The organism is Streptomyces flaveus, assembly GCF_014647675.1.
GTDB lineage: Bacteria > Actinomycetota > Actinomycetes > Streptomycetales > Streptomycetaceae > Streptomyces > Streptomyces flaveus.
The window spans coordinates 110,269-127,282 of the sequence record NZ_BMPQ01000013.1; the positions used below are offsets into that span (position 1 = coordinate 110,269).

Below are 17,014 nucleotides of genomic sequence, written 5' to 3' on the forward strand. Positions count from 1 at the left end.
CCACGCACCGAACCCACCCTCCCGGTAGGCGCCCCTGCTCAGCCGCCGGAGGCGATGTCCGCGAACAGCAAGTCCCCGTTGATCATGGCCCCCGCTCGATAGCCCAACGCAGCCGCGTTGATCACCTGCTCCGAGAACCCCACCGCATTGCCCGCCGCCCAAACGCCCGGCACGCTGGTGCGACCCGCTTCGTCCACGGCCGCGTACACGCCGAACGGTGTCTCCTCCAGGTCGGCACCGAGCTGCTCCAGCAGCCCCGTACGCGGAACGGCCCGCGGCGCCACGAACACCACGGAGCGCTCGTGCTCGGACCCGTCCGCAAGACGCACTCCGGTGAGCCGATCGTCCGAGACGACGAGCGCCGCCACCTCGCCGGGAACCACGTTCACCCCGGCCGCGGCAAGGTGGCGCAGATCCTCGTCCGAGAGTTCGGATTCGGCGACCGTGTGCAGGAAGAGGGAAACGTCCTTGGACCACTGCGTGACCATCAGCGCCTGGTGCACGCTCATGGCGGACGTCGCAAGCACCCCGAACGCCTGGTCGCGAACCTCCCAGCCGTGGCAGTACGGACAGTGCAGCACATCCCGTCCGAAGCGCTCCGCGACCCCGGGCACCGTCGGCAACTCGTCCGCAAGCCCGGTCGCGACGACCAGCCGACGCGCATGCACCGTCCGCCCGGATTCCAGCGTCACGTCGAACTCCCCGGCGTCGTCCCGCGCGACGTCCACCGCACGGTCCCGTACCAGTTCGACCCCGTATCGCTGAATCTCCCGCCGCCCCTCGGCGAGGAACTCGGTGGGCGACATCCCGTCCCGCGACAGATAGCCCTGCATGTGCGCGGCGGGCGCGTTGCGCGGCTCGCCCGCGTCGACGACGAGCACGTGACGCCGCGCGCGTCCCAGTACGAGCGCGGCGGACAGCCCGGCCGCGCCGCCTCCGACGACGACCACTTCATAACGATCGGTCATGGTGACCACCTCCACACACAAGGTCGCCCGACCGCTGCCGTATTGACAAACATCTTTGCCGAAACTGCAATAGACGCATGAGCGAGCGTGAGAGTGAGCACGGGACGGACCTGAACGAGCGGGACACCGACGAGGTTCTGGCGGGAGTCGGTCCCCGGCTGCGACGGATCAGGAAGGAGCGGGGCGCGACCCTGGCGGGTCTGTCCGAGGCCACCGGTATCTCCGTGAGCACCCTCTCCCGGCTGGAGTCCGGCCTGCGCAAGCCCAGTCTGGAACTGCTGCTGCCGATCGCCCGGGCCCACGAGGTGGCTCTGGACGAGCTGGTGGGGGCTCCGCCGGTGCGGGATCCGCGGGTCCGGTCCCAGCCGATCGAGCGGCACGGGCGCACCTACTGGCCGCTCACCCGCCAGCCAGGCGGACTCCAGGCGTTCAAGGTGCTCGTACCGCAGGGGCAGGAGGAGCCAGAACCCCGTGTCCACGAGGGGTATGAATGGCTCTACGTCCTCTCGGGGCGGCTGCGGTTCGTGCTGGGCGAGCACGACGTGGTGCTCACGGCTGGGGAGGCCGCCGAGTTCGACACACGCGTGCCGCACTGGTTCGGGTCGACGGGGGAGGGGCCGGCGGAGTTCCTCAGCCTGTTCGGGCCGCAGGGGGAGCGGATGCACGTACGGGCACGGCCCAAGCGGTCGTGATGTGCGTGGCGGTAGCCTGATCGGCAAGCGACTGCTTAGTATGCAATCGACCCCGGTCAGACGACGCAGTCTCGTGTCCCGTGGAGGCCCCGCATGCAGGCATGGCAAGTGCACCAGAACGGCGAGCCGAGCGAGATGATGCGGCTCGAGGACGTGGAGCGGCCGGTGCCCGGCGAGGGCCAGGTCCTGCTCAAGGTGCGCGCCGCGAACATCAACTTCCCGGACGCCCTGCTGTGCCGTGGGCAGTACCAGATCAGGCCGCCGCTGCCGTTCACGCCCGGCGTGGAGATCTGCGGTGAGACCGAGGACGGACGGAGGGTCATCGCCAACCCCGCGCTGCCGTACGGCGGCTTCGCCGAGTACGCGATCGCGGATGCCGCGGCCGTACTGCCCGCTCCCGAGGCGCTCGACGACGCCGAGGCCGCGGCTCTGCACATCGGCTACCAGACGGGATGGTTCGGTCTGCACCGCCGGGCAGGTCTTGAGGCCGGCGAGACGCTGCTCGTCCACGCTGCCGCAGGAGGGGTCGGCAGCGCGGCCGTACAGCTCGGCAAGGCCGCGGGCGCCACGGTCATCGGGGTCGTGGGCGGGTCCGACAAGGCGGACGTGGCACGGGAGTTGGGGTGCGACGTCGTCATCGACCGGCGTGCCGAGGACGTCATCGGCGCCGTGAAGGAGGCGACCGGCGGCCGGGGTGCGGACGTGATCTACGACCCGGTCGGCGGTGCGGCGTACGCGCAGTCCGCCAAGGTCGTCGCCTTCGAGGGGCGGATCGTGGTCGTGGGCTTCGCGAGCGGGTCGATTCCCAGTCCGGCCCTGAACCACGCTCTGGTGAAGAACTACTCGATCATGGGCCTGCACTGGGGCCTCTACAACACCAAGAACCCGAAGCTGGTCCTGCGCTGTCACGAGCAGCTCACCGAACTGGCAGCCCGCGGCGCGATCAAGCCGCTGGTCAGCGAGCGCGTACCGCTGGGCGGTGCGGCTGCCGCCGTGCAGCGTGTCGCCGACGGCGTCACCACCGGGCGCGTCGCTGTCATCCCTGGTCTCACCGAAGGAGGAGCGGCATGACCGACGCCGCCGAACTGCGGGGTCGTACGCAGGAGTTGCTGGCTGCCCACCCTCCCGCCACCACCGACCGCCTCGACTTCCTCAAGGCCCGCTTCGACGCCGGACTCGCCTGGGTGCACTACCCGGAGGGCCTCGGTGGACTCGGCGCGCCGCGCTCTCTCCAGGCCGTCGTGGACGCTGAGTTGGAGGCCGCGGGCGCCCCCGACAACGACCCGCGGCGCATCGGCATCGGCCTCGGCATGGCGGCGCCGACGATCCTCGGCTTCGGTACGGAGGAGCAGAAGCGCCGCTTCCTCAGGCCTCTTTGGGTGGGTGAGGAGGTCTGGTGCCAGCTGTTCAGCGAGCCGGGCGCCGGCTCCGACCTGGCCGCACTGGGCACCCGTGCGGTGCGTGACGATGGGGGTCCCTCCCGCTCGAGCGAAGCCGAGAGTGGGGGAGACTGGGTCGTCAATGGACAGAAGGTGTGGACGTCCAGCGCCCATGTCGCCCGCTGGGCCATCCTCATCGCCCGTACCGACCCGGACGTGCCCAAGCACCGCGGCATCACGTACTTCATCTGCGACATGACCGACCCCGGCGTCGAGGTGCGACCACTGCGCCAGATCACCGGCGAGGCCGAGTTCAACGAGGTGTTCCTCACCGACGTCCGCATTCCCGACTCCCACCGTCTCGGGGAGGTCGGCGACGGCTGGCGGGTCGCGCAGACGACGCTGATGAACGAGCGCGTGTCCATCGGCGGTATGCGTATTCCGCGCGAGGGCGGCATGATCGGCCCGGTCTCGAAGACCTGGCGCGAACGCCCCGAACTGCGCACCCACGACCTCCACCAGCGGCTCCTCACCCTGTGGGTCGAGGCCGAGGTCGCCCGCCTCACCGGCGAACGGCTGCGTCAGCAGCTCGTCGCGGGCCAGCCCGGCCCCGAGGGCTCGGGGCTGAAGCTCGCGTTCGCCCGCCTCAACCAGGAGATCAGCGGCCTTGAGGTCGAACTCCTCGGCGAGGAAGGCCTGTTGTACGAGGACTGGACGATGCGACGCCCCGAACTCGTCGACTTCACCGGGCGCGACGCCGGCTACCGCTACCTCCGCTCCAAGGGCAACAGCATCGAGGGCGGGACCAACGAGGTCCTGCTGAACATCGTCGCCGAGCGCGTCCTCGGCCTGCCCGCCGAGCCGCGCACCGACAAGGACGTCGCCTGGAAGGACCTCGCCCGATGACAGCGCAGCGCCCACAGCCCGACCTGCTGTACTCGGAGGAGGAAGAGGCACTGCGCGCGGCCGTACGCGACCTTCTCACCGACCACTGCGACGCGGCGGACGTCATCGCCCGCGTGGAGTCCGATACGCCGTACGACCCCGAGCTGTGGAAGGCCCTCGCCGACGGCATGGGTCTTGCGGGGCTCCTCGTCCCCGAGTCGTCGGGCGGCCAGGGCGCCACGCACCGCGAAGTCGCCGTGGTGCTGGAGGAGTTGGGCCGTGCGGTCGCTCCCGTGCCCTATCTGACGAGCGCCGTCGTCGCCACCGAGGCCCTCCTCGCGTTCCCCCACTCTCGGCTTCGCTCGAGCGGGGGGACCCCCATGGCCGACGATCTCCTCGGCGAGCTGGCGTCCGGGCGGCGGATCGGCGCCCTCGCCGTCGCGTTGAACGTCGCTCCTGGCGCCGCCTACCAGCTCGTACGGCATGAGAACGGTGCCCTGTACGGGGAGTTGACCGGCATCGCGGACGCGGCCGTCGCCGACGTGCTGCTGGTGCCCGCGGACGACGGTGGCCTGTACGCGGTGGAGGCCGACGCCGTGACCGTCAGCCCGCAGGTGTCCCTGGACCTGACCCGGCCGGTGGCGACGGTGGTGCTGGAGGGTGCGGCCGGACGCCTGCTGGGGGATGCCGAACCCGCCGTACGCCGCGGCCTGCGGGCCGGAGCCGGACTGCTCGTCTCCGAGCAACTCGGCCTCGCCGACTGGTGCTTGACCGAGACGGTCCGCTACCTGAAGGAGCGCAAGCAGTTCAACCGGCCCGTCGGCGGCTTCCAGGCCCTCAAGCACCGGCTCGCCCAGCTGTGGCTGGAGGTCGTCAACACGCGTGCCGCGGCCCGAGGCGCCGCCGACGCGCTGGCCACCGAGAGCACGGACGCGGATGTGGCGGTCGCGCTCGCCCAGGCGTACGCGGCACCCGTCGCGGTCCATGCCGCCGAGGAGGCAGTGCAGTTGCACGCCGGCATCGGCATGACGTGGGAGCACCCCGTGCACCTCTACCTGAAGCGGGCCAAGGCCGACTCGATCGCGTACGGAACGGCGGGCCGCCACCGGGAGGCGCTGGCCGAACTGGTCGACCTCCCAGCACCCTGACGTACACCCGCTCACACCCGTGAGAAGCCCGCCCCACCTGGGGCGGGGCCGGCGGCGCGGCCGCGGCTCGGCGCTGCCCTCACACGGCAGGGGTCTCTTTGCCCAGGAGTGCCTGGGGGGCGTACCGCAAAACGGTCTCGACCGCCTCGTCGCCCAGGCGCCGGCGCAGCCGCGGGACGAACTCCCGGCCGAGTACGTCCATTCCCGGCCCGCCGCCGTACGCGGTGAGCGAGGACTTGCGTCCGACGTCGGTCCCCAGGCAGACGTGACCCAGTTTGCCGGCCTCGGCCATGCGCTCGATCAGGTCGAGGACCACGGAGTCCGGCCGGTACTTGATCCGTCCGATCGTGTCGTAGACGAGGTGGGCGCCGCGGGCGATCAGGTCGAGGTGGAGTTCCGGATCGGGGTTGCGGTCGGTGTGGGCGAGCAGAACCCGCCCGGCCGGCAGGCCGTGCTTGTCCAGGAGGTCCAGGGCGGCGTGTGCGGCGGTCCCGACCTCGGTGTGGACCGCCACGGCCACGCCTGTCTGCCGGGCCGCCGTCGCTCCCGCGGCGAACCAGCGTTCCTCGTGGCGGTCGATCCGGTGGTACGAAGCCCCGAGCTTGATGACGCCGGCCTTGTGAGGGCTGGGGACGGGGCGCGGGAAGTCCCAGTCGTGGCTGTCCATGCCGATCCGCAGGTCGTCCAGGAGGACGTCGAGAAGCGTGGCGTCGTCGGCGTGGCGGGCCCAGTGAGCGGCCGGGTAGTGCGCGCTGCGATGGAAGCCGGTCGCGGCCACGACATGGACGGTGCTTGTGCGGGAGACCTCGGCGAGCTGGACGGGACGGCGTCCGAGACCGACCGGGGTCAGGTCGACGACGGTACGGATGTCGCTCGCCGCCACCCGCAGGAGTTCGGCCGCCGCCTTGCCGGTGTCGAGGAACTCGTCACCCGGGTTGACAGGGGTACGCAGGAAGACGTGCTCGTGGGCATCCACCGCGCCGAGTTCGTCAGTGGCGACAGGGCCCAGGACTGTCTCGACGACAGGCATGCTGTTCTCCTTCACGATGCCGACCCTCCGACCGGTGTCGGGGACCCACCTCGGCTCGGGCCGGGGGAGCCGGGCGCGACGACCGACAGTTGGAGCCGTGGTACTGGTACCGGCGGTCATGACCGGTGGCCGGGACCGACCGGCCAGGCCGGTTCGGAAGCTCCTAGGCCAGTTCGATGTGGAACACGAAACGGGAACCCGCATAGCGGGATTCGGTGAGTTCGACGGGTGTGCCGTCGCCGGTCGTGATCAGTCGGCGCTCGACGAAGATGGCCGCCCCGACGGGCAGTTCCAGAAGGGCGGCGTCGTCCTCGGTGGCGATGGCCGCTATCTGCGTTCCGGTTGCCCGGGAGGGAGTGAATCCCTGCTCGGTGAGGGCCTGGTGCAGCGAGCCATGGGCCAGGTCCTCGCGCAACAGCCAGGCACAGGACGGTGGCAGCACGACGTTCTCGATCGCCATCGGCTGCTCGTCGGCCAGCCGCAGCCGCCGTACATGAACGACGTTGGACCGAGGAGCGAGCCTGAGCGCGGTCGTCTCCTCCTGGCTGCCCACGCGCAGTTCACTGGCCAGGACGGTCGATGACACGGTCATGCCGCGCAGGGCCATCTCCTCGGTGAAGGAGCGCAGTTTGCCCATCTGGCGGTGGACCTGCGGTTCCCCCACGAATGTGCCGACCCCGGAGATCCGGTAGATCGCACCCTCGGCGACCAGACGCTGGGTCGCCTGCCGGACGGTCATCCGGCTGACTTGGAACAAGTCGCACAATTCCGCGTCGGACTCGATCTGATCCCCGGGCTTCAGCCCTGCGATCCGGCCACGGATGTGCCGTTCCACTGCTTCATGTCGCGGCATGGGCCGCCGAGCCACGGTTTTCCTCCCTTTGTCTGTATCGGTTGGCCTCCGCTGTCTATAGCGATAGGCACCGTTGCTGTCTATACCGGTATGCCCTCGCAGCATAGGCCGTCACCTTGGCGCGCGTCCACACCAGTGCCGCTCGGTTGTAACCAGTGATCAACCGGTACAGATGCTTGACGTTCCACTGGTCGCCGCTCTAGCGTCCAGAGGCGTATTACCTGTCTAGACTTATCGAGTCGCCGGAGGCCGTTCCACAGGAGCGCCCCGTCTCCGTCTGTCTCCGCCCTCGTACCGAGAGGTATCTGCACGTGTCATCGTGGATCCGTACCGCAGTCGGGATCGTCGAGCAGATTGCCGAGTCCCAGGCCGGCGCCGTCGAGGCCGCGGCTCAGATCGCCGCCAGGTCGATCGCCGACGACGGCGTCGTCTACACATTCGGCACCGGTCATTCGCGCATGCCGGTGGAGGAGATATTTCCCCGCTACGGCTCCTATCCCGGCTTCCAGCCGCTCGTGGAACTCTCGATGACGTTCCACACCCAGGTGGTGGGGGCCAACGGACAGCGGCAGGCGATGTTCATCGAGCGCGTCGAGGGACTGGCCGACCAGATCCTGGCCAACTTCCGGCTGCGTCCTTCGGACAGCATGTTCATCTTCAGTGTCAGCGGGCTCAACGCCGTCCCCATCGAGATGGCGATGGGCGCGAAAAAGGCAGGGCTGCCGGTCATCGCGGCCACATCGCTGCAGGAGACGAACGCCGCCGAACCGCGACATCCGAGCGGCTCCCGGCTCGCCGACCACGCCGATGTGGTGATCGACCTGGGATCGCCGGTCGGCGACGCCATCTGCCACGTCAGCGGCCTGGACGTTCCCGTCGGCCCGGTGAGTACCTTCACCGCGATCGCCGTGGTCAACGAGATCAAGGTCCGGGTCGCCGAACTGCTCGCCGAGCGGGGCGCCATGCCGCCGGTCATCACCAGCTCCCGCCTGGTCGGCGCGGACCGCAGCAACGAGCTGTTCGAGGGCGCCTATCTCGAGTTCGCCCGCCGCTCCGCCGCCGCTCTGCGCACCGCGGACGGTGCACCGTGAAACGGCTGCTGGTGGCCGGTGCCCGGGGCGGGATCGGCGCCGCGTGCGTCAACGCGGCGCGGGCCGCCGGTGCCGAAGTCTTCGAGGCCGACCGCGATACGTACGACATCACCGTGTCCGCGGGTGCCGATGCGGCCGTGGCGCGAGCTGCCGAGGCCCTGGACGGTCTGGACGGCATCGTGCACGCGGTGGGCATGTCCGGCCGGCGGCTCGGCGACGGGCCGGTGGACGAATGCGGCGACGAGGCATGGCGTGAAGTGCACCGGGTCGATCTCGACTCGGTGTTCTACCTGTTGCGGGCCGGCATGCGGCGGCTGTCCGGCTCGGGCGGGTCGATCGTCGTGATCGGCTCCGCCCTGGCGAGCACGCTCGATGAGGACTTCATCACCGCGGCCTACGCCAGCGCGAAGGGGGCCCTGGTTCCCCTGGTGCGCTCGGCCGCGTTCACCGGCGCCCCCAAGGGGGTGCGCGTCAACGTCGTCGCGGCGGGCCTGGTGGATACCCCGATGGCCGCCCGTGCCATGACCGATCCCGCGATCCAGGACCGATTGCCGCGGCTGATGCCGCTCGGGGCGCGGGCCTGCAGCCCCGAAGAGATCGCGGACACCGTCATGTGGCTGCTGTCGGACTCTTCCTGCCGCACGACTGGCGCGGTCGTCCCCGTAGACGGAGGGTGGCACTTGAGGTGAACGGCACACGCGTCAACCAGGCGGAGGCCGAGCGCCATCCGCTGCTGTGGGACGGTGATGTGGTGGTCGTCGGCGGAGGCTCGGCGGGCTCCGCGGCAGCCGTCGCGGCCGCCCGACGGGGCGCCTCCACCCTGCTCGTGGAGGGCGCTGCTCACCTGGGCGGGACTGGGGCGAGCGTCCTGGACACCTTCTACGGCTTCTACGCGCCCGGCACGGGGGAGCGCGTCGTCGGCGGCGTCGGCTGGGAGGTGTGCCAGGAGCTCACCGATCGCAAGGCGGCCTTCGAACGCCCCAACACCTACGGCGCGGGCGCCGGCATCACCTACGACCCCGAGACGCTCAAGCTGGTCTGGGACGAACTCGCCGGCAGGGCCGGGGTGCGGGTCCTGTTCCACGCGCGTGCGTCACGGGTGGTGATGGAGGGTCAGGACGTTCTCGGGGTGGTCGTCGAGACGGTCGCCGGCCCCGGATACGTACGGGCTGGGATCGTCGTCGACGCCAGCGGTGATGCCGACATCGCCTGGCGCGCGGGGGCTGCGCTGGAGCGACCCGCCGAGGACCGCGTCGTGCAACCGCTCACCCAGACCTTCCGGCTCGCCGGTGTCGACGCCGAGGCGACCGGGACGGCGGAGCTGCACCGCCTGATGGCTCTGCACGCGGACTCGGGAGCGTACGAGCTGCCCCGGCGCGAAGGTTCCGTCCACCGGACCACCGAACCCGGGGTCGTCCACACGAACGTGACCCGCGTCAGCGGCATCGACCCTACCGACCCGTGGCAGCTCTCCGGAGCCGAACAGGAGGGGCGTCGCCAGGTCGTCGAGTACACCCGGTTCCTCGTCGAGCAGGTGCCGGGGTACGAACGGGCTTTCCTCGTCGCGTCCGCGCCGCGGATCGGCGTGCGGGAGAGCCGCCGTCTGATCGGCGAGTACGTCCTGGGCAAGGAAGACGTTCTGAGTGCGCGGCAGTTCGAGGACGCCATCGCGCGCTGTGGTGCTCCGATCGAGGACCATGCCGCCGGGCAGCGGACGATCTGGCAGTACGTCGGCTCCGGTGACCAGACGCCCACCGGCCGCACTTACGGTGTGCCCTACCGATGCCTGCTTCCCCGTGGCGTTGACGGTCTGCTCGTCGCGGGCCGGTGCCTGTCGGCCACCCACGACGCCCACGCCTCCGTCCGCTCCATCGGACAGTGCATGGCGATGGGGCAGGCCGCCGGGACCGCGGCGGCCCTGGCGGTCTCCGCCGGATGCCGGCCCCGCGACGCGAACATCGTCGAACTGCGTGAGCAACTCGCAGCCGACGGCGCCCTGATCGGACCCGACTGACCGTCTCTGTATAAAAGGCTAGACAGGTTGTGCGTGTGCCGCTGACCCGCTCAAGGCTGATCATGGCGACTCAAATCAGTCAAAATTTCTGATTCTTTACGTCTCAACTGATTGACTGGATGATTTGCGCGCCTTAACTTCCCGTTAAGTCTATACAGGCAATACTGATCCATCAGGAGATCGTATGGTCGCGACCAGGGGCGGTCCTCGCCCCGAAGGGTCCGCCCTTGGGGTGGACATCGGGGGCACGAACATCAAGTGGGTGCACCGTGCCGGCGCGGTCGTCGTCGCTCGGGGCACGCTGCCCACACCGGCCGCCGGTCCCGCGCAGGTCGCCGCCGCCATCGCCGAACTCGCCGAGGCACGCACCGTCGAGGCCATCGGCGTAGCGCTGCCCGGTCATCTGAGCCCGGACCTTCGCTTCACCACCACCATTCCGAACATCGACGGCGACTGGCAGGGTTACCCGCTTGCGGACACGCTCGAGCGCGATACCGCGAAGCCCGTGCTGCTGATGAACGACGCACGCGCGTTCGCCTCGGCGGAACTCGCTCTGGGCTCCGCGCGCGGTCACACCGACGTGGTGTTCATGACCATGGGCACCGGGATAGGAGGTGCGATCGCCCTGGGCGGCAGCGTCCTGCGAGGCCCCGGCGACAGGATCGGCGAAATCGGGCACATGACCGCCGCGCCCGGCGGAAGCCGCTGTGCGTGCGGAGCCCGCGGCTGCCTGGAGACGGTGTCGGGCGGCCGGGCGCTGGCAGTCGCCTGGTCCCGCGTGCTCGCCTCGCGCGGAACCGCGGACCAGGACCGGACCGCGACACCCGAAGACCTGGTCCAGGCCGCCCAGTCGGGCGACACCACGGCCCGGGAGATCCTCGATACGGCCGCCACGGCAGTAGGTACGGTCCTGGGCAGCGTGCTGACCCAGCTCGGTCTCTCGACGGTCGTCGTCGGCGGTGGCGTGGCGCCGGCCTTCGGCGTGATGCGACCGGCCGTCGAACTGGCACTGCGCGATCGTCGGCGACTGATCGGACCGGTGATGTTCCTGACCGCCGCACTCGGCCCGTACGCCGGCGCGATGGGAGCGGCGCTGAACGCCACGGCGCAGCCCCTCGCCGTCGCTTCGGCACTGCCTCGGTTATCCGTGATCTGACGGCCCCTTAGCACCCTTCGGCGAGCGGCGCGATCGGCGGACCGCCCTTCCTCCGCATCGGCGGGTGTCGCGCCGGCGAACGGCATTCCGGCCTCACCGGCGGGCATCGCGCCGGCGAATGGGCTTCCGTCCTCATCGGTGGCCTCACACCCGGCGACCCTGCTTGGCCCGGCGAACGAATCCGAACGAATCCTTGCCCGTCAGCCGTCAGCCGTCAGCCGTCAGTCTCGCCTGCCAACCGGCCTCCCCATCCGCGTCTCATCTGCCTCCCCTCCCCTCCCAACGCGCCTTCCGCGGTGCGGGATCCGGCGCCCAGTCGGCCGGCCGTCGCTCTCCCTGCTCGGCGGCCGGTCTCCATCACGCCCAGCCCAGGACGGTTTCCCGATGATCGACGCATTCGTCGACGACGGCTCGGTACAGAACGAACCGCGCCCCTCCGAGCGGCCAGAGCACACCGCACGACAGCAGTGGTGGCGCACCGCCGTCATCTACGAGGTGTACGTCCGCAGCTTCCTCGACAGCACCGGGGACGGCATCGGCGACCTCGCCGGTGTCCGCGCGGGCCTGCCGTACCTCAAGCGACTCGGTGTCGACGGCATATGGCTCAACCCGTTCTACCCCTCGCCGCAGTACGACCACGGCTACGACGTCGCCGACTACTGCGACGTGGACCCGGTCTACGGAGACCTGGACGAATTCGGCGGCCTGGTGGACGACGCGCATCGACTCGGGTTCAAGGTGCTCATCGACATCGTCCCCAACCACTGCTCCAGCCGCCACCCGTGGTTCCTGCAGGCCCTGGCCGAAGGCCCGGACGGCGGTCCGGGCAGATCCCGCTTCCACTTCGCCGAGGGCCGGGGTGCGGGCGGCGAACTGCCGCCCAACAACTGGCACTCCATGTTCGGCGGACCCGCATGGACCCGGGTGACCGAGCCGGACGGCACGCCGGGCCAGTGGTACCTGCACCTGTTCGGGCCGGAGCAGCCCGACTTGAACTGGCGTAACCCCGAAGTCGGCGGCTACTTCGGGCAAGTACTGCGGTTCTGGCTGGACCGTGGCGTCGACGGGTTCCGCATCGACGTGGCCACCGGCCTCTTCAAGCATCCCGCACTGCCGGACTCCCCGGACCCGGCAGCCGACGCGCGCGCCCGGGACACGGTCAACCCCCTGGCGTGGAACCAGCCCGAGACCCACGGTGTCTGGCGCACCTGGCGCGCCATCTGCGAGGAATACACCGCACGGGACGGCATCGACCGGCTGCTCGTCGGAGAGGTGTCCGTGCGCACCCCGGCCGAGCAGGCCGCCTATGTCCGCCCGGACGAGCTCCACCAGGCGTTCTTCTTCCACATGCTGACGGCCCCCTGGGACGCCGCCACCTTCCGCCGGGTCATCCAGGACGCGCTGCGGGACATAGCCGACACCGGGTCGACCATCACCTGGGTGCTCAACAACCACGATCAGGTCCGCACCGTCACCCGGTACGCGGCCTCCGCGCGTGCTCGCGCCGCCGCGCTGCTGATGCTCTCCCTGCCCGGCGCCGCCTACATCTACCAGGGCGAGGAGCTGGGCCTGCCGGAGGTCGTCGACCTGCCGGACGAGGTGCTCACCGACCCGATCTTCCATCGCAGTGGCAGCCGCGTGGGCATCCGGGACGGCTGCCGCGTACCGCTGCCGTGGTCGGGGCACATGTCCCCGTTCGGGTTCACCTCGGGAGAAGGCGTCGCCAAGCCGTGGCTGCCGCAGCCCGAGTGGTTCGCGGAGCACACCACCGAGCGGGGCATGGCCGATCCCGATTCCTTCTGGCATCTGTATCGCGACGCGCTGCGGTTGCGCCAGAGCCTGCCGTCGCTCGGCAACGGGACGCTGCGCTGGCTGGATTCCCCGCCGCAGGTCCTGGCCTTCGTCCGCGGTGACGGGCTGGTGTGCGCCGTCAACTTCGGTGACGTCCCCTGTCCAGCCCCGGTCCACGGCACACCGCTGCTCGCGAGCGGTCCCTGCCCGCCCGGCACCCTCCCCGGCAGCACTGCCGCCTGGTGGGTGGCCGACGGCCTCACCGACTGACCCGCTGTCCGTCGCAACACGTTCCGTCCGTCTTTCACAAAGGAGTGACCCAATGAATGGCAGAGCGGCAGTACTGACGGCCGTCGCCGTCCTGATGATCGGGGCCGCCGGGTGCGGCTCTTCGGACAAGGACGCCTCCAGCGCCCCCGCGACCACCGGTGCGGGCGGCGCCTCCACGTTGGACCTGCCCAAGCTCGACGGGCAGAAGCTGCAGGTGGCCGGCGTCTGGACAGGCGCCGAGCAGAAGAACTTCCTCAAGGTACTGGCCCGCTTCGACGAGTTGACGGGAGCAAGCACCACCTTCGTGCCCACCGGCGACAACGTGTCGACCTTCGTCGGCAGCAAGATCCAGGGCGGCTCTCCGCCGGACGTGGCCCTGCTGCCCCAGCCCGGCGTGCTGCAGCAGTTCGCCAAGGAGGGCTGGCTCAAGCCGCTCCAGCCCGCCGTGGCCAAGGAGCTGGACCAGAACTACAGCAAGGCCTGGCGCGACCTGAGCACGTACGAGAGCAAGCAGTACGGCGTGTTCTTCAAGGTCACCAACAAGTCCTTGTTCTGGTACAACACGGCGATCTGGGAGCAGGCCGGACTGACTACCACCCCCACCACCTGGGAGCAGCTGCTCAAGGACGGTCAGACACTCTCCGACTCCGGCACTCCGCCGTTCTCCATAGGCGGCGCCGAGGGCTGGCTCGTGACCGACTGGTTCGAGAACATCTACCTCAGCCAGGCCGGCCCGGCCATGTACGACAAGTTGACGAAGCATCAGATCAAGTGGACAGACCCGTCGGTGACCAAGGCGCTGACCACGCTGGGCCAGATCTTCGGCAGGCCCGATCTGATCGCCGGAGGCACACGCGGCGCGCTGCAGACCGACTTCCCCACCTCGGTCGGCCAGGTCTTCTCCGACCCGCCCAAGGCCGCGCTGGTCTACGAGGGCGAGTTCATCGCGACCAACATCACCCAGGAGACCACGGCCAAGGTCGGCACCGACGCCAAGGTCTTCCCCTTCCCGTCCGTGGACGGCGGCAAGGCACCAGTGGTGAGCAGTGGTGACGTCGCGGTCGCGCTCAAGGACGGCGAAGGCGCGCAGGCGCTGATGCGCTTCCTGGTTTCCCCGGAGGCGGCGGAAATCGCCGTACAGCAGGGCGGTTTCCTGTCTCCGAACAAGGCGGTCGCCTTCTCCAACTACCGCGACGACACCGTACGGGGCATCGCGAAGAACCTGATCAAGGCCGGCGACAACATCCGGTTCGACATGTCCGATCAGGCGCCGGCCGCGTTCGGCGGAACCAAGGGGCAGGGGGAGTGGAAGGACCTGCAGGACTTCCTCGCCAAGCCTTCCGATGTAGCGGGCGCGCAGAAACAGCTCGAAGCGGACGCCGCGAAGGCGTTCGCCAAGGCTGGCTGAGGCAGCCGCCATGTCACAGACCCTTTCCCCTCCGTCCCCCGCCGCCCCCGCGGCGGCGGGGGCACCCGCCCGCCGCAGGAGGAGGACGCTTCGAGGCCGTAGCTGGATCGCGGTCTTCTTCCTGCTGCCCGCGCTGGTCCTGCTCGGCGCACTCGTGGTGTATCCGATCGTGTGGTCAGTGGTACGCAGTCTCTTCGGCCCCGACGGATTCACGCACTTCGTCGGGCTCTCCAACTACACCGACGTCTTCACCGACCACCAGACCCTCGTCGCCATCAAGAACAATGCGATCTGGGTCGTGGTCGCACCCGTCGCGGCCACCGGGCTGGGCCTGATCTTCGCCGTGCTCACCGATCGGATCCGCTGGGGCACGGCATTCAAGCTGGTCGTCTTCATGCCGATGGCCATCTCCATGCTGGCCGCCGGCATCATCTTCCGGCTGGTCTACGACCAGGACCCCGGCAAGGGCGTGGCCAACGCGGTGGCGACCGGCGTCCACGACACCTTCTTCAAGGCATCGGCGTATCCCGGGGCCCATCCCCGCGTGGCGGGCCCCGGCAGCGGCACCCTGGCCGGGCCGGTCGGCGGCCCTTACACGAACAGGCCCGTCAGCGCCGATGGTGGTCCGGCCACACTGCCACTGGTCGGTGTGCAGCCCAGCACGCTGACCGGCGCGACGCAGGCCGCTTCGCCGAGTGCCTGCCCACAGGGCGCGTTGTGCGGCACGGTCTGGCTGGACTTCCAGCCGGGCGGCAGCACCCCCGGGAAGATCGACCAGGGAGAGAAGGCACTGTCAGGCGTCCGGGTCGAGGCTGTGCGTGACGGAGACGTCATCGCCACGGCGACCGCCGCCAAGGACGGCACCTTCGCCCTGCCCGCGACCCAGGTCGGCGCTTCGCCGGTTCAACTGCGCCTGCCCGCCACGAACTTCACCGAGCAGTACGCGGGTGTCAACTGGCTCGGCCCGACCCTGGTCACCTGGTCGATCATCGGTGCCTACGTCTGGATGTGGACGGGCTTCGCGATGGTCCTCATCGCCGCCGGGTTGGCCGGGATTCCCCAGGAATTGCTGGAGGCCGCACGTGTCGACGGCGCGAGGGAGTGGCAGGTCTTCCGCCGCATCACGGTGCCGCTCCTGACGCCGGTGCTGGGCGTCGTCCTGGTCACGCTGGTGATCAATGTGCTGAAGATCTTCGACCTGGTGTACGTCATCGCGCCCGGCGCCAGCCAACAGGACGCCAACGTACTGGCCCTGCAGCTCTATCTGTCCTCCTTCGGCGGCGGCAACGACCAGGGCACCGGCAGCGCGCTCGCCGTGCTTCTGCTCGCCCTGGTGGCGCCGGCCATGTTCCTCAACATCAAGCGGTTCCGAAAGGAGAGGTCACGATGACAACCCTTCAGACCGCCCAGGCCGGCCAGACCGACGCCACCGTCCCCACTGCCTCCGGCCGCCCGGGTCCGGGCGCTGCCGCCCGCGCGGCTCGTCGGCTCGTCGGCGGATCCACACGTCTGGTCCTGCTGGTGGTGGCCATGTTCTGGCTGCTGCCGACCGTCGGCCTGCTGCTCTCCTCGCTGCGCGGGCCACTGGACATCGGGTCGTCCGGCTGGTGGACCGTGCTCACCAAACCCGCGCAACTGACCCTGCACAACTACACCAGCCTGCTGGACGACCCGACGATCACGCATTCGTTCCTGAACAGTCTGCTGATCACTGTCCCCGCCACGCTGCTGGTGGTGGTTGTCGGCTCACTCGCCGGGTACGTCTTCGCCTGGGTCGAATTCCCAGGCCGGGACTGGGTGTTCCTGCTCATCGTCGGCCTGCTCGTGGTGCCCCTGCAGGTTGCGCTGGTGCCCATTACCAGTCTGTTCGGGGATCTCGGGATCTTCGGCAGCATCGTCGGTGTCGTCCTCTTCCACGTCGCTTTCGGCCTGCCGTTCGCCATTTTCCTGCTCCGGAACTTCTTCGCGGGCATCCCGCGCGAACTGCTGGAGGCCGCCCGTCTCGACGGGGCGGGCGAGTTGTGGCTCTTCGTCCGGGTGGTGGTTCCGCTCGGCGGGCCGGCGATAGCCTCGCTCGGCATCTTCCAGTTCCTGTGGGTCTGGAACGACATGCTCGTCGCGCTCATCTTCGCCGACGCGGATTCGGCTCCGCTCACCGTGGCCCTGCAACAGCAGACCCGCCAGTTCGGCACCAATATCGACGTCCTGTCCTCCGGTGCCTTCCTCTCCATGATCATCCCGCTGGTGGTCTTCTTCGCCTTCCAGCGGCAGTTCGTCAGCGGTGTCATGGCAGGAGCGCTGAAGTAAGCCGCTCCTGCTCGCGTCTCCG

Annotated in this window: 15 protein-coding genes; 12 read left to right on the plus strand and 3 right to left on the minus strand. The window is 69.6% G+C overall.

Going from position 1 to position 17,014, the window contains the following annotated elements; genetic code table 11:
* Nucleotides 1–38: 38 nt before the first annotated feature.
* Complete coding sequence (locus tag IEZ21_RS25105) at nucleotides 39–968, minus strand: NAD(P)/FAD-dependent oxidoreductase (RefSeq protein ID WP_189324144.1); 930 nt, start codon at nucleotides 966–968, stop codon at nucleotides 39–41.
* 77 nt (nucleotides 969–1,045) lie between these two features.
* On the opposite strand from IEZ21_RS25105, the gene IEZ21_RS25110 reads away from it, so the two are divergent.
* The 4 genes from IEZ21_RS25110 to IEZ21_RS25125 all read left to right on the plus strand — a co-directional run bounded on the left by IEZ21_RS25110 (nucleotide 1,046) and on the right by IEZ21_RS25125 (nucleotide 5,072).
* Nucleotides 1,046–1,660, plus strand: a complete 615-nt coding sequence (locus tag IEZ21_RS25110) for a helix-turn-helix domain-containing protein (RefSeq protein ID WP_051745057.1) — start codon at nucleotides 1,046–1,048, stop codon at nucleotides 1,658–1,660.
* Between the two features lie 93 nt (nucleotides 1,661–1,753).
* Nucleotides 1,754–2,731: an NADPH:quinone oxidoreductase family protein gene (locus IEZ21_RS25115; protein WP_189324145.1), complete on the plus strand. Its 978-nt coding sequence runs from the start codon at nucleotides 1,754–1,756 to the stop codon at nucleotides 2,729–2,731.
* Nucleotides 2,728–3,945, plus strand: coding sequence for an acyl-CoA dehydrogenase family protein (locus IEZ21_RS25120; protein WP_189324146.1), 1,218 nt, complete (start codon nucleotides 2,728–2,730; stop codon nucleotides 3,943–3,945). Before IEZ21_RS25115 ends, IEZ21_RS25120 begins: the two co-directional genes overlap by 4 nt.
* Nucleotides 3,942–5,072 (plus strand): acyl-CoA dehydrogenase family protein, encoded by a 1,131-nt coding sequence (locus tag IEZ21_RS25125; RefSeq protein WP_189324147.1) that lies wholly within the window; start codon nucleotides 3,942–3,944, stop codon nucleotides 5,070–5,072. The genes IEZ21_RS25120 and IEZ21_RS25125 overlap by 4 nt, the downstream gene beginning before the upstream one ends.
* A gap of 79 nt (nucleotides 5,073–5,151) precedes the next feature.
* On the opposite strand, the gene IEZ21_RS25130 is transcribed toward IEZ21_RS25125, so the two are convergent.
* Both IEZ21_RS25130 and IEZ21_RS25135 read right to left on the minus strand, forming a co-directional pair.
* The gene (locus tag IEZ21_RS25130) at nucleotides 5,152–6,102 is read right to left on the minus strand and encodes a phosphotriesterase family protein (protein WP_189324148.1); all 951 of its coding nucleotides are present in this window, start codon (nucleotides 6,100–6,102) and stop codon (nucleotides 5,152–5,154) included.
* A gap of 163 nt (nucleotides 6,103–6,265) precedes the next feature.
* Nucleotides 6,266–7,060, minus strand: coding sequence for a GntR family transcriptional regulator (locus tag IEZ21_RS25135; RefSeq protein WP_308429647.1), 795 nt, complete (start codon nucleotides 7,058–7,060; stop codon nucleotides 6,266–6,268).
* Between the two features lie 206 nt (nucleotides 7,061–7,266).
* Between IEZ21_RS25135 and IEZ21_RS25140 the strand changes: the two genes are divergently transcribed.
* The 8 genes from IEZ21_RS25140 (at nucleotide 7,267) to IEZ21_RS25175 (ending at nucleotide 16,992) form a co-directional block, all read left to right on the plus strand.
* Nucleotides 7,267–8,046 (plus strand): sugar isomerase domain-containing protein, encoded by a 780-nt coding sequence (locus tag IEZ21_RS25140; RefSeq protein ID WP_213089347.1) that lies wholly within the window; start codon nucleotides 7,267–7,269, stop codon nucleotides 8,044–8,046.
* Nucleotides 8,043–8,735: an SDR family NAD(P)-dependent oxidoreductase gene (locus tag IEZ21_RS25145; protein WP_189324150.1), complete on the plus strand. Its 693-nt coding sequence runs from the start codon at nucleotides 8,043–8,045 to the stop codon at nucleotides 8,733–8,735. Before IEZ21_RS25140 ends, IEZ21_RS25145 begins: the two co-directional genes overlap by 4 nt.
* On the plus strand, nucleotides 8,732–10,060 hold the full coding sequence (locus IEZ21_RS25150) for an FAD-dependent oxidoreductase (protein WP_189324151.1): 1,329 nt from the start codon (nucleotides 8,732–8,734) through the stop codon (nucleotides 10,058–10,060). Before IEZ21_RS25145 ends, IEZ21_RS25150 begins: the two co-directional genes overlap by 4 nt.
* A 184-nt stretch (nucleotides 10,061–10,244) precedes the next feature.
* A complete protein-coding gene (locus IEZ21_RS25155) occupies nucleotides 10,245–11,216 on the plus strand; it encodes an ROK family protein (protein WP_189324152.1) in 972 nt (323 codons plus the stop codon).
* A gap of 384 nt (nucleotides 11,217–11,600) precedes the next feature.
* Nucleotides 11,601–13,277, plus strand: a complete 1,677-nt coding sequence (locus tag IEZ21_RS25160; RefSeq protein WP_189324153.1) for a glycoside hydrolase family 13 protein — start codon at nucleotides 11,601–11,603, stop codon at nucleotides 13,275–13,277.
* Between the two features lie 52 nt (nucleotides 13,278–13,329).
* Entirely contained in the window at nucleotides 13,330–14,685 is a 1,356-nt protein-coding gene (locus tag IEZ21_RS25165; RefSeq protein ID WP_189324154.1) for an ABC transporter substrate-binding protein, read from the plus strand.
* 10 nt (nucleotides 14,686–14,695) lie between these two features.
* A complete protein-coding gene (locus IEZ21_RS25170) occupies nucleotides 14,696–16,075 on the plus strand; it encodes a carbohydrate ABC transporter permease (protein WP_189324155.1) in 1,380 nt (459 codons plus the stop codon).
* Nucleotides 16,072–16,992 (plus strand): carbohydrate ABC transporter permease, encoded by a 921-nt coding sequence (locus tag IEZ21_RS25175; protein WP_033325034.1) that lies wholly within the window; start codon nucleotides 16,072–16,074, stop codon nucleotides 16,990–16,992. The genes IEZ21_RS25170 and IEZ21_RS25175 overlap by 4 nt, the downstream gene beginning before the upstream one ends.
* Nucleotides 16,993–17,014: the final 22 nt, after the last annotated feature.

Bases quoted from the DNA above. Each gene is read 5' to 3' on its own strand.
- IEZ21_RS25155 (WP_189324152.1), top strand. From the start codon at position 10,245: ATGGTCGCGACCAGGGGCGGTCCTCGCCCCGAAGGGTCCGCCCTTGGG.
- IEZ21_RS25125 (WP_189324147.1), top strand. From the start codon at position 3,942: ATGACAGCGCAGCGCCCACAGCCCGACCTGCTGTACTCGGAGGAGGAA.
- IEZ21_RS25170 (WP_189324155.1), top strand. From the start codon at position 14,696: ATGTCACAGACCCTTTCCCCTCCGTCCCCCGCCGCCCCCGCGGCGGCG.
- IEZ21_RS25130 (WP_189324148.1), bottom strand. From the start codon at position 6,102: ATGCCTGTCGTCGAGACAGTCCTGGGCCCTGTCGCCACTGACGAACTC.
- IEZ21_RS25175 (WP_033325034.1), top strand. From the start codon at position 16,072: ATGACAACCCTTCAGACCGCCCAGGCCGGCCAGACCGACGCCACCGTC.
- IEZ21_RS25105 (WP_189324144.1), bottom strand. From the start codon at position 968: ATGACCGATCGTTATGAAGTGGTCGTCGTCGGAGGCGGCGCGGCCGGG.
- IEZ21_RS25120 (WP_189324146.1), top strand. From the start codon at position 2,728: ATGACCGACGCCGCCGAACTGCGGGGTCGTACGCAGGAGTTGCTGGCT.
- IEZ21_RS25135 (WP_308429647.1), bottom strand. From the start codon at position 7,060: ATGCTGCGAGGGCATACCGGTATAGACAGCAACGGTGCCTATCGCTAT.
- IEZ21_RS25115 (WP_189324145.1), top strand. From the start codon at position 1,754: ATGCAGGCATGGCAAGTGCACCAGAACGGCGAGCCGAGCGAGATGATG.
- IEZ21_RS25165 (WP_189324154.1), top strand. From the start codon at position 13,330: ATGAATGGCAGAGCGGCAGTACTGACGGCCGTCGCCGTCCTGATGATC.
- IEZ21_RS25160 (WP_189324153.1), top strand. From the start codon at position 11,601: ATGATCGACGCATTCGTCGACGACGGCTCGGTACAGAACGAACCGCGC.
- IEZ21_RS25110 (WP_051745057.1), top strand. From the start codon at position 1,046: ATGAGCGAGCGTGAGAGTGAGCACGGGACGGACCTGAACGAGCGGGAC.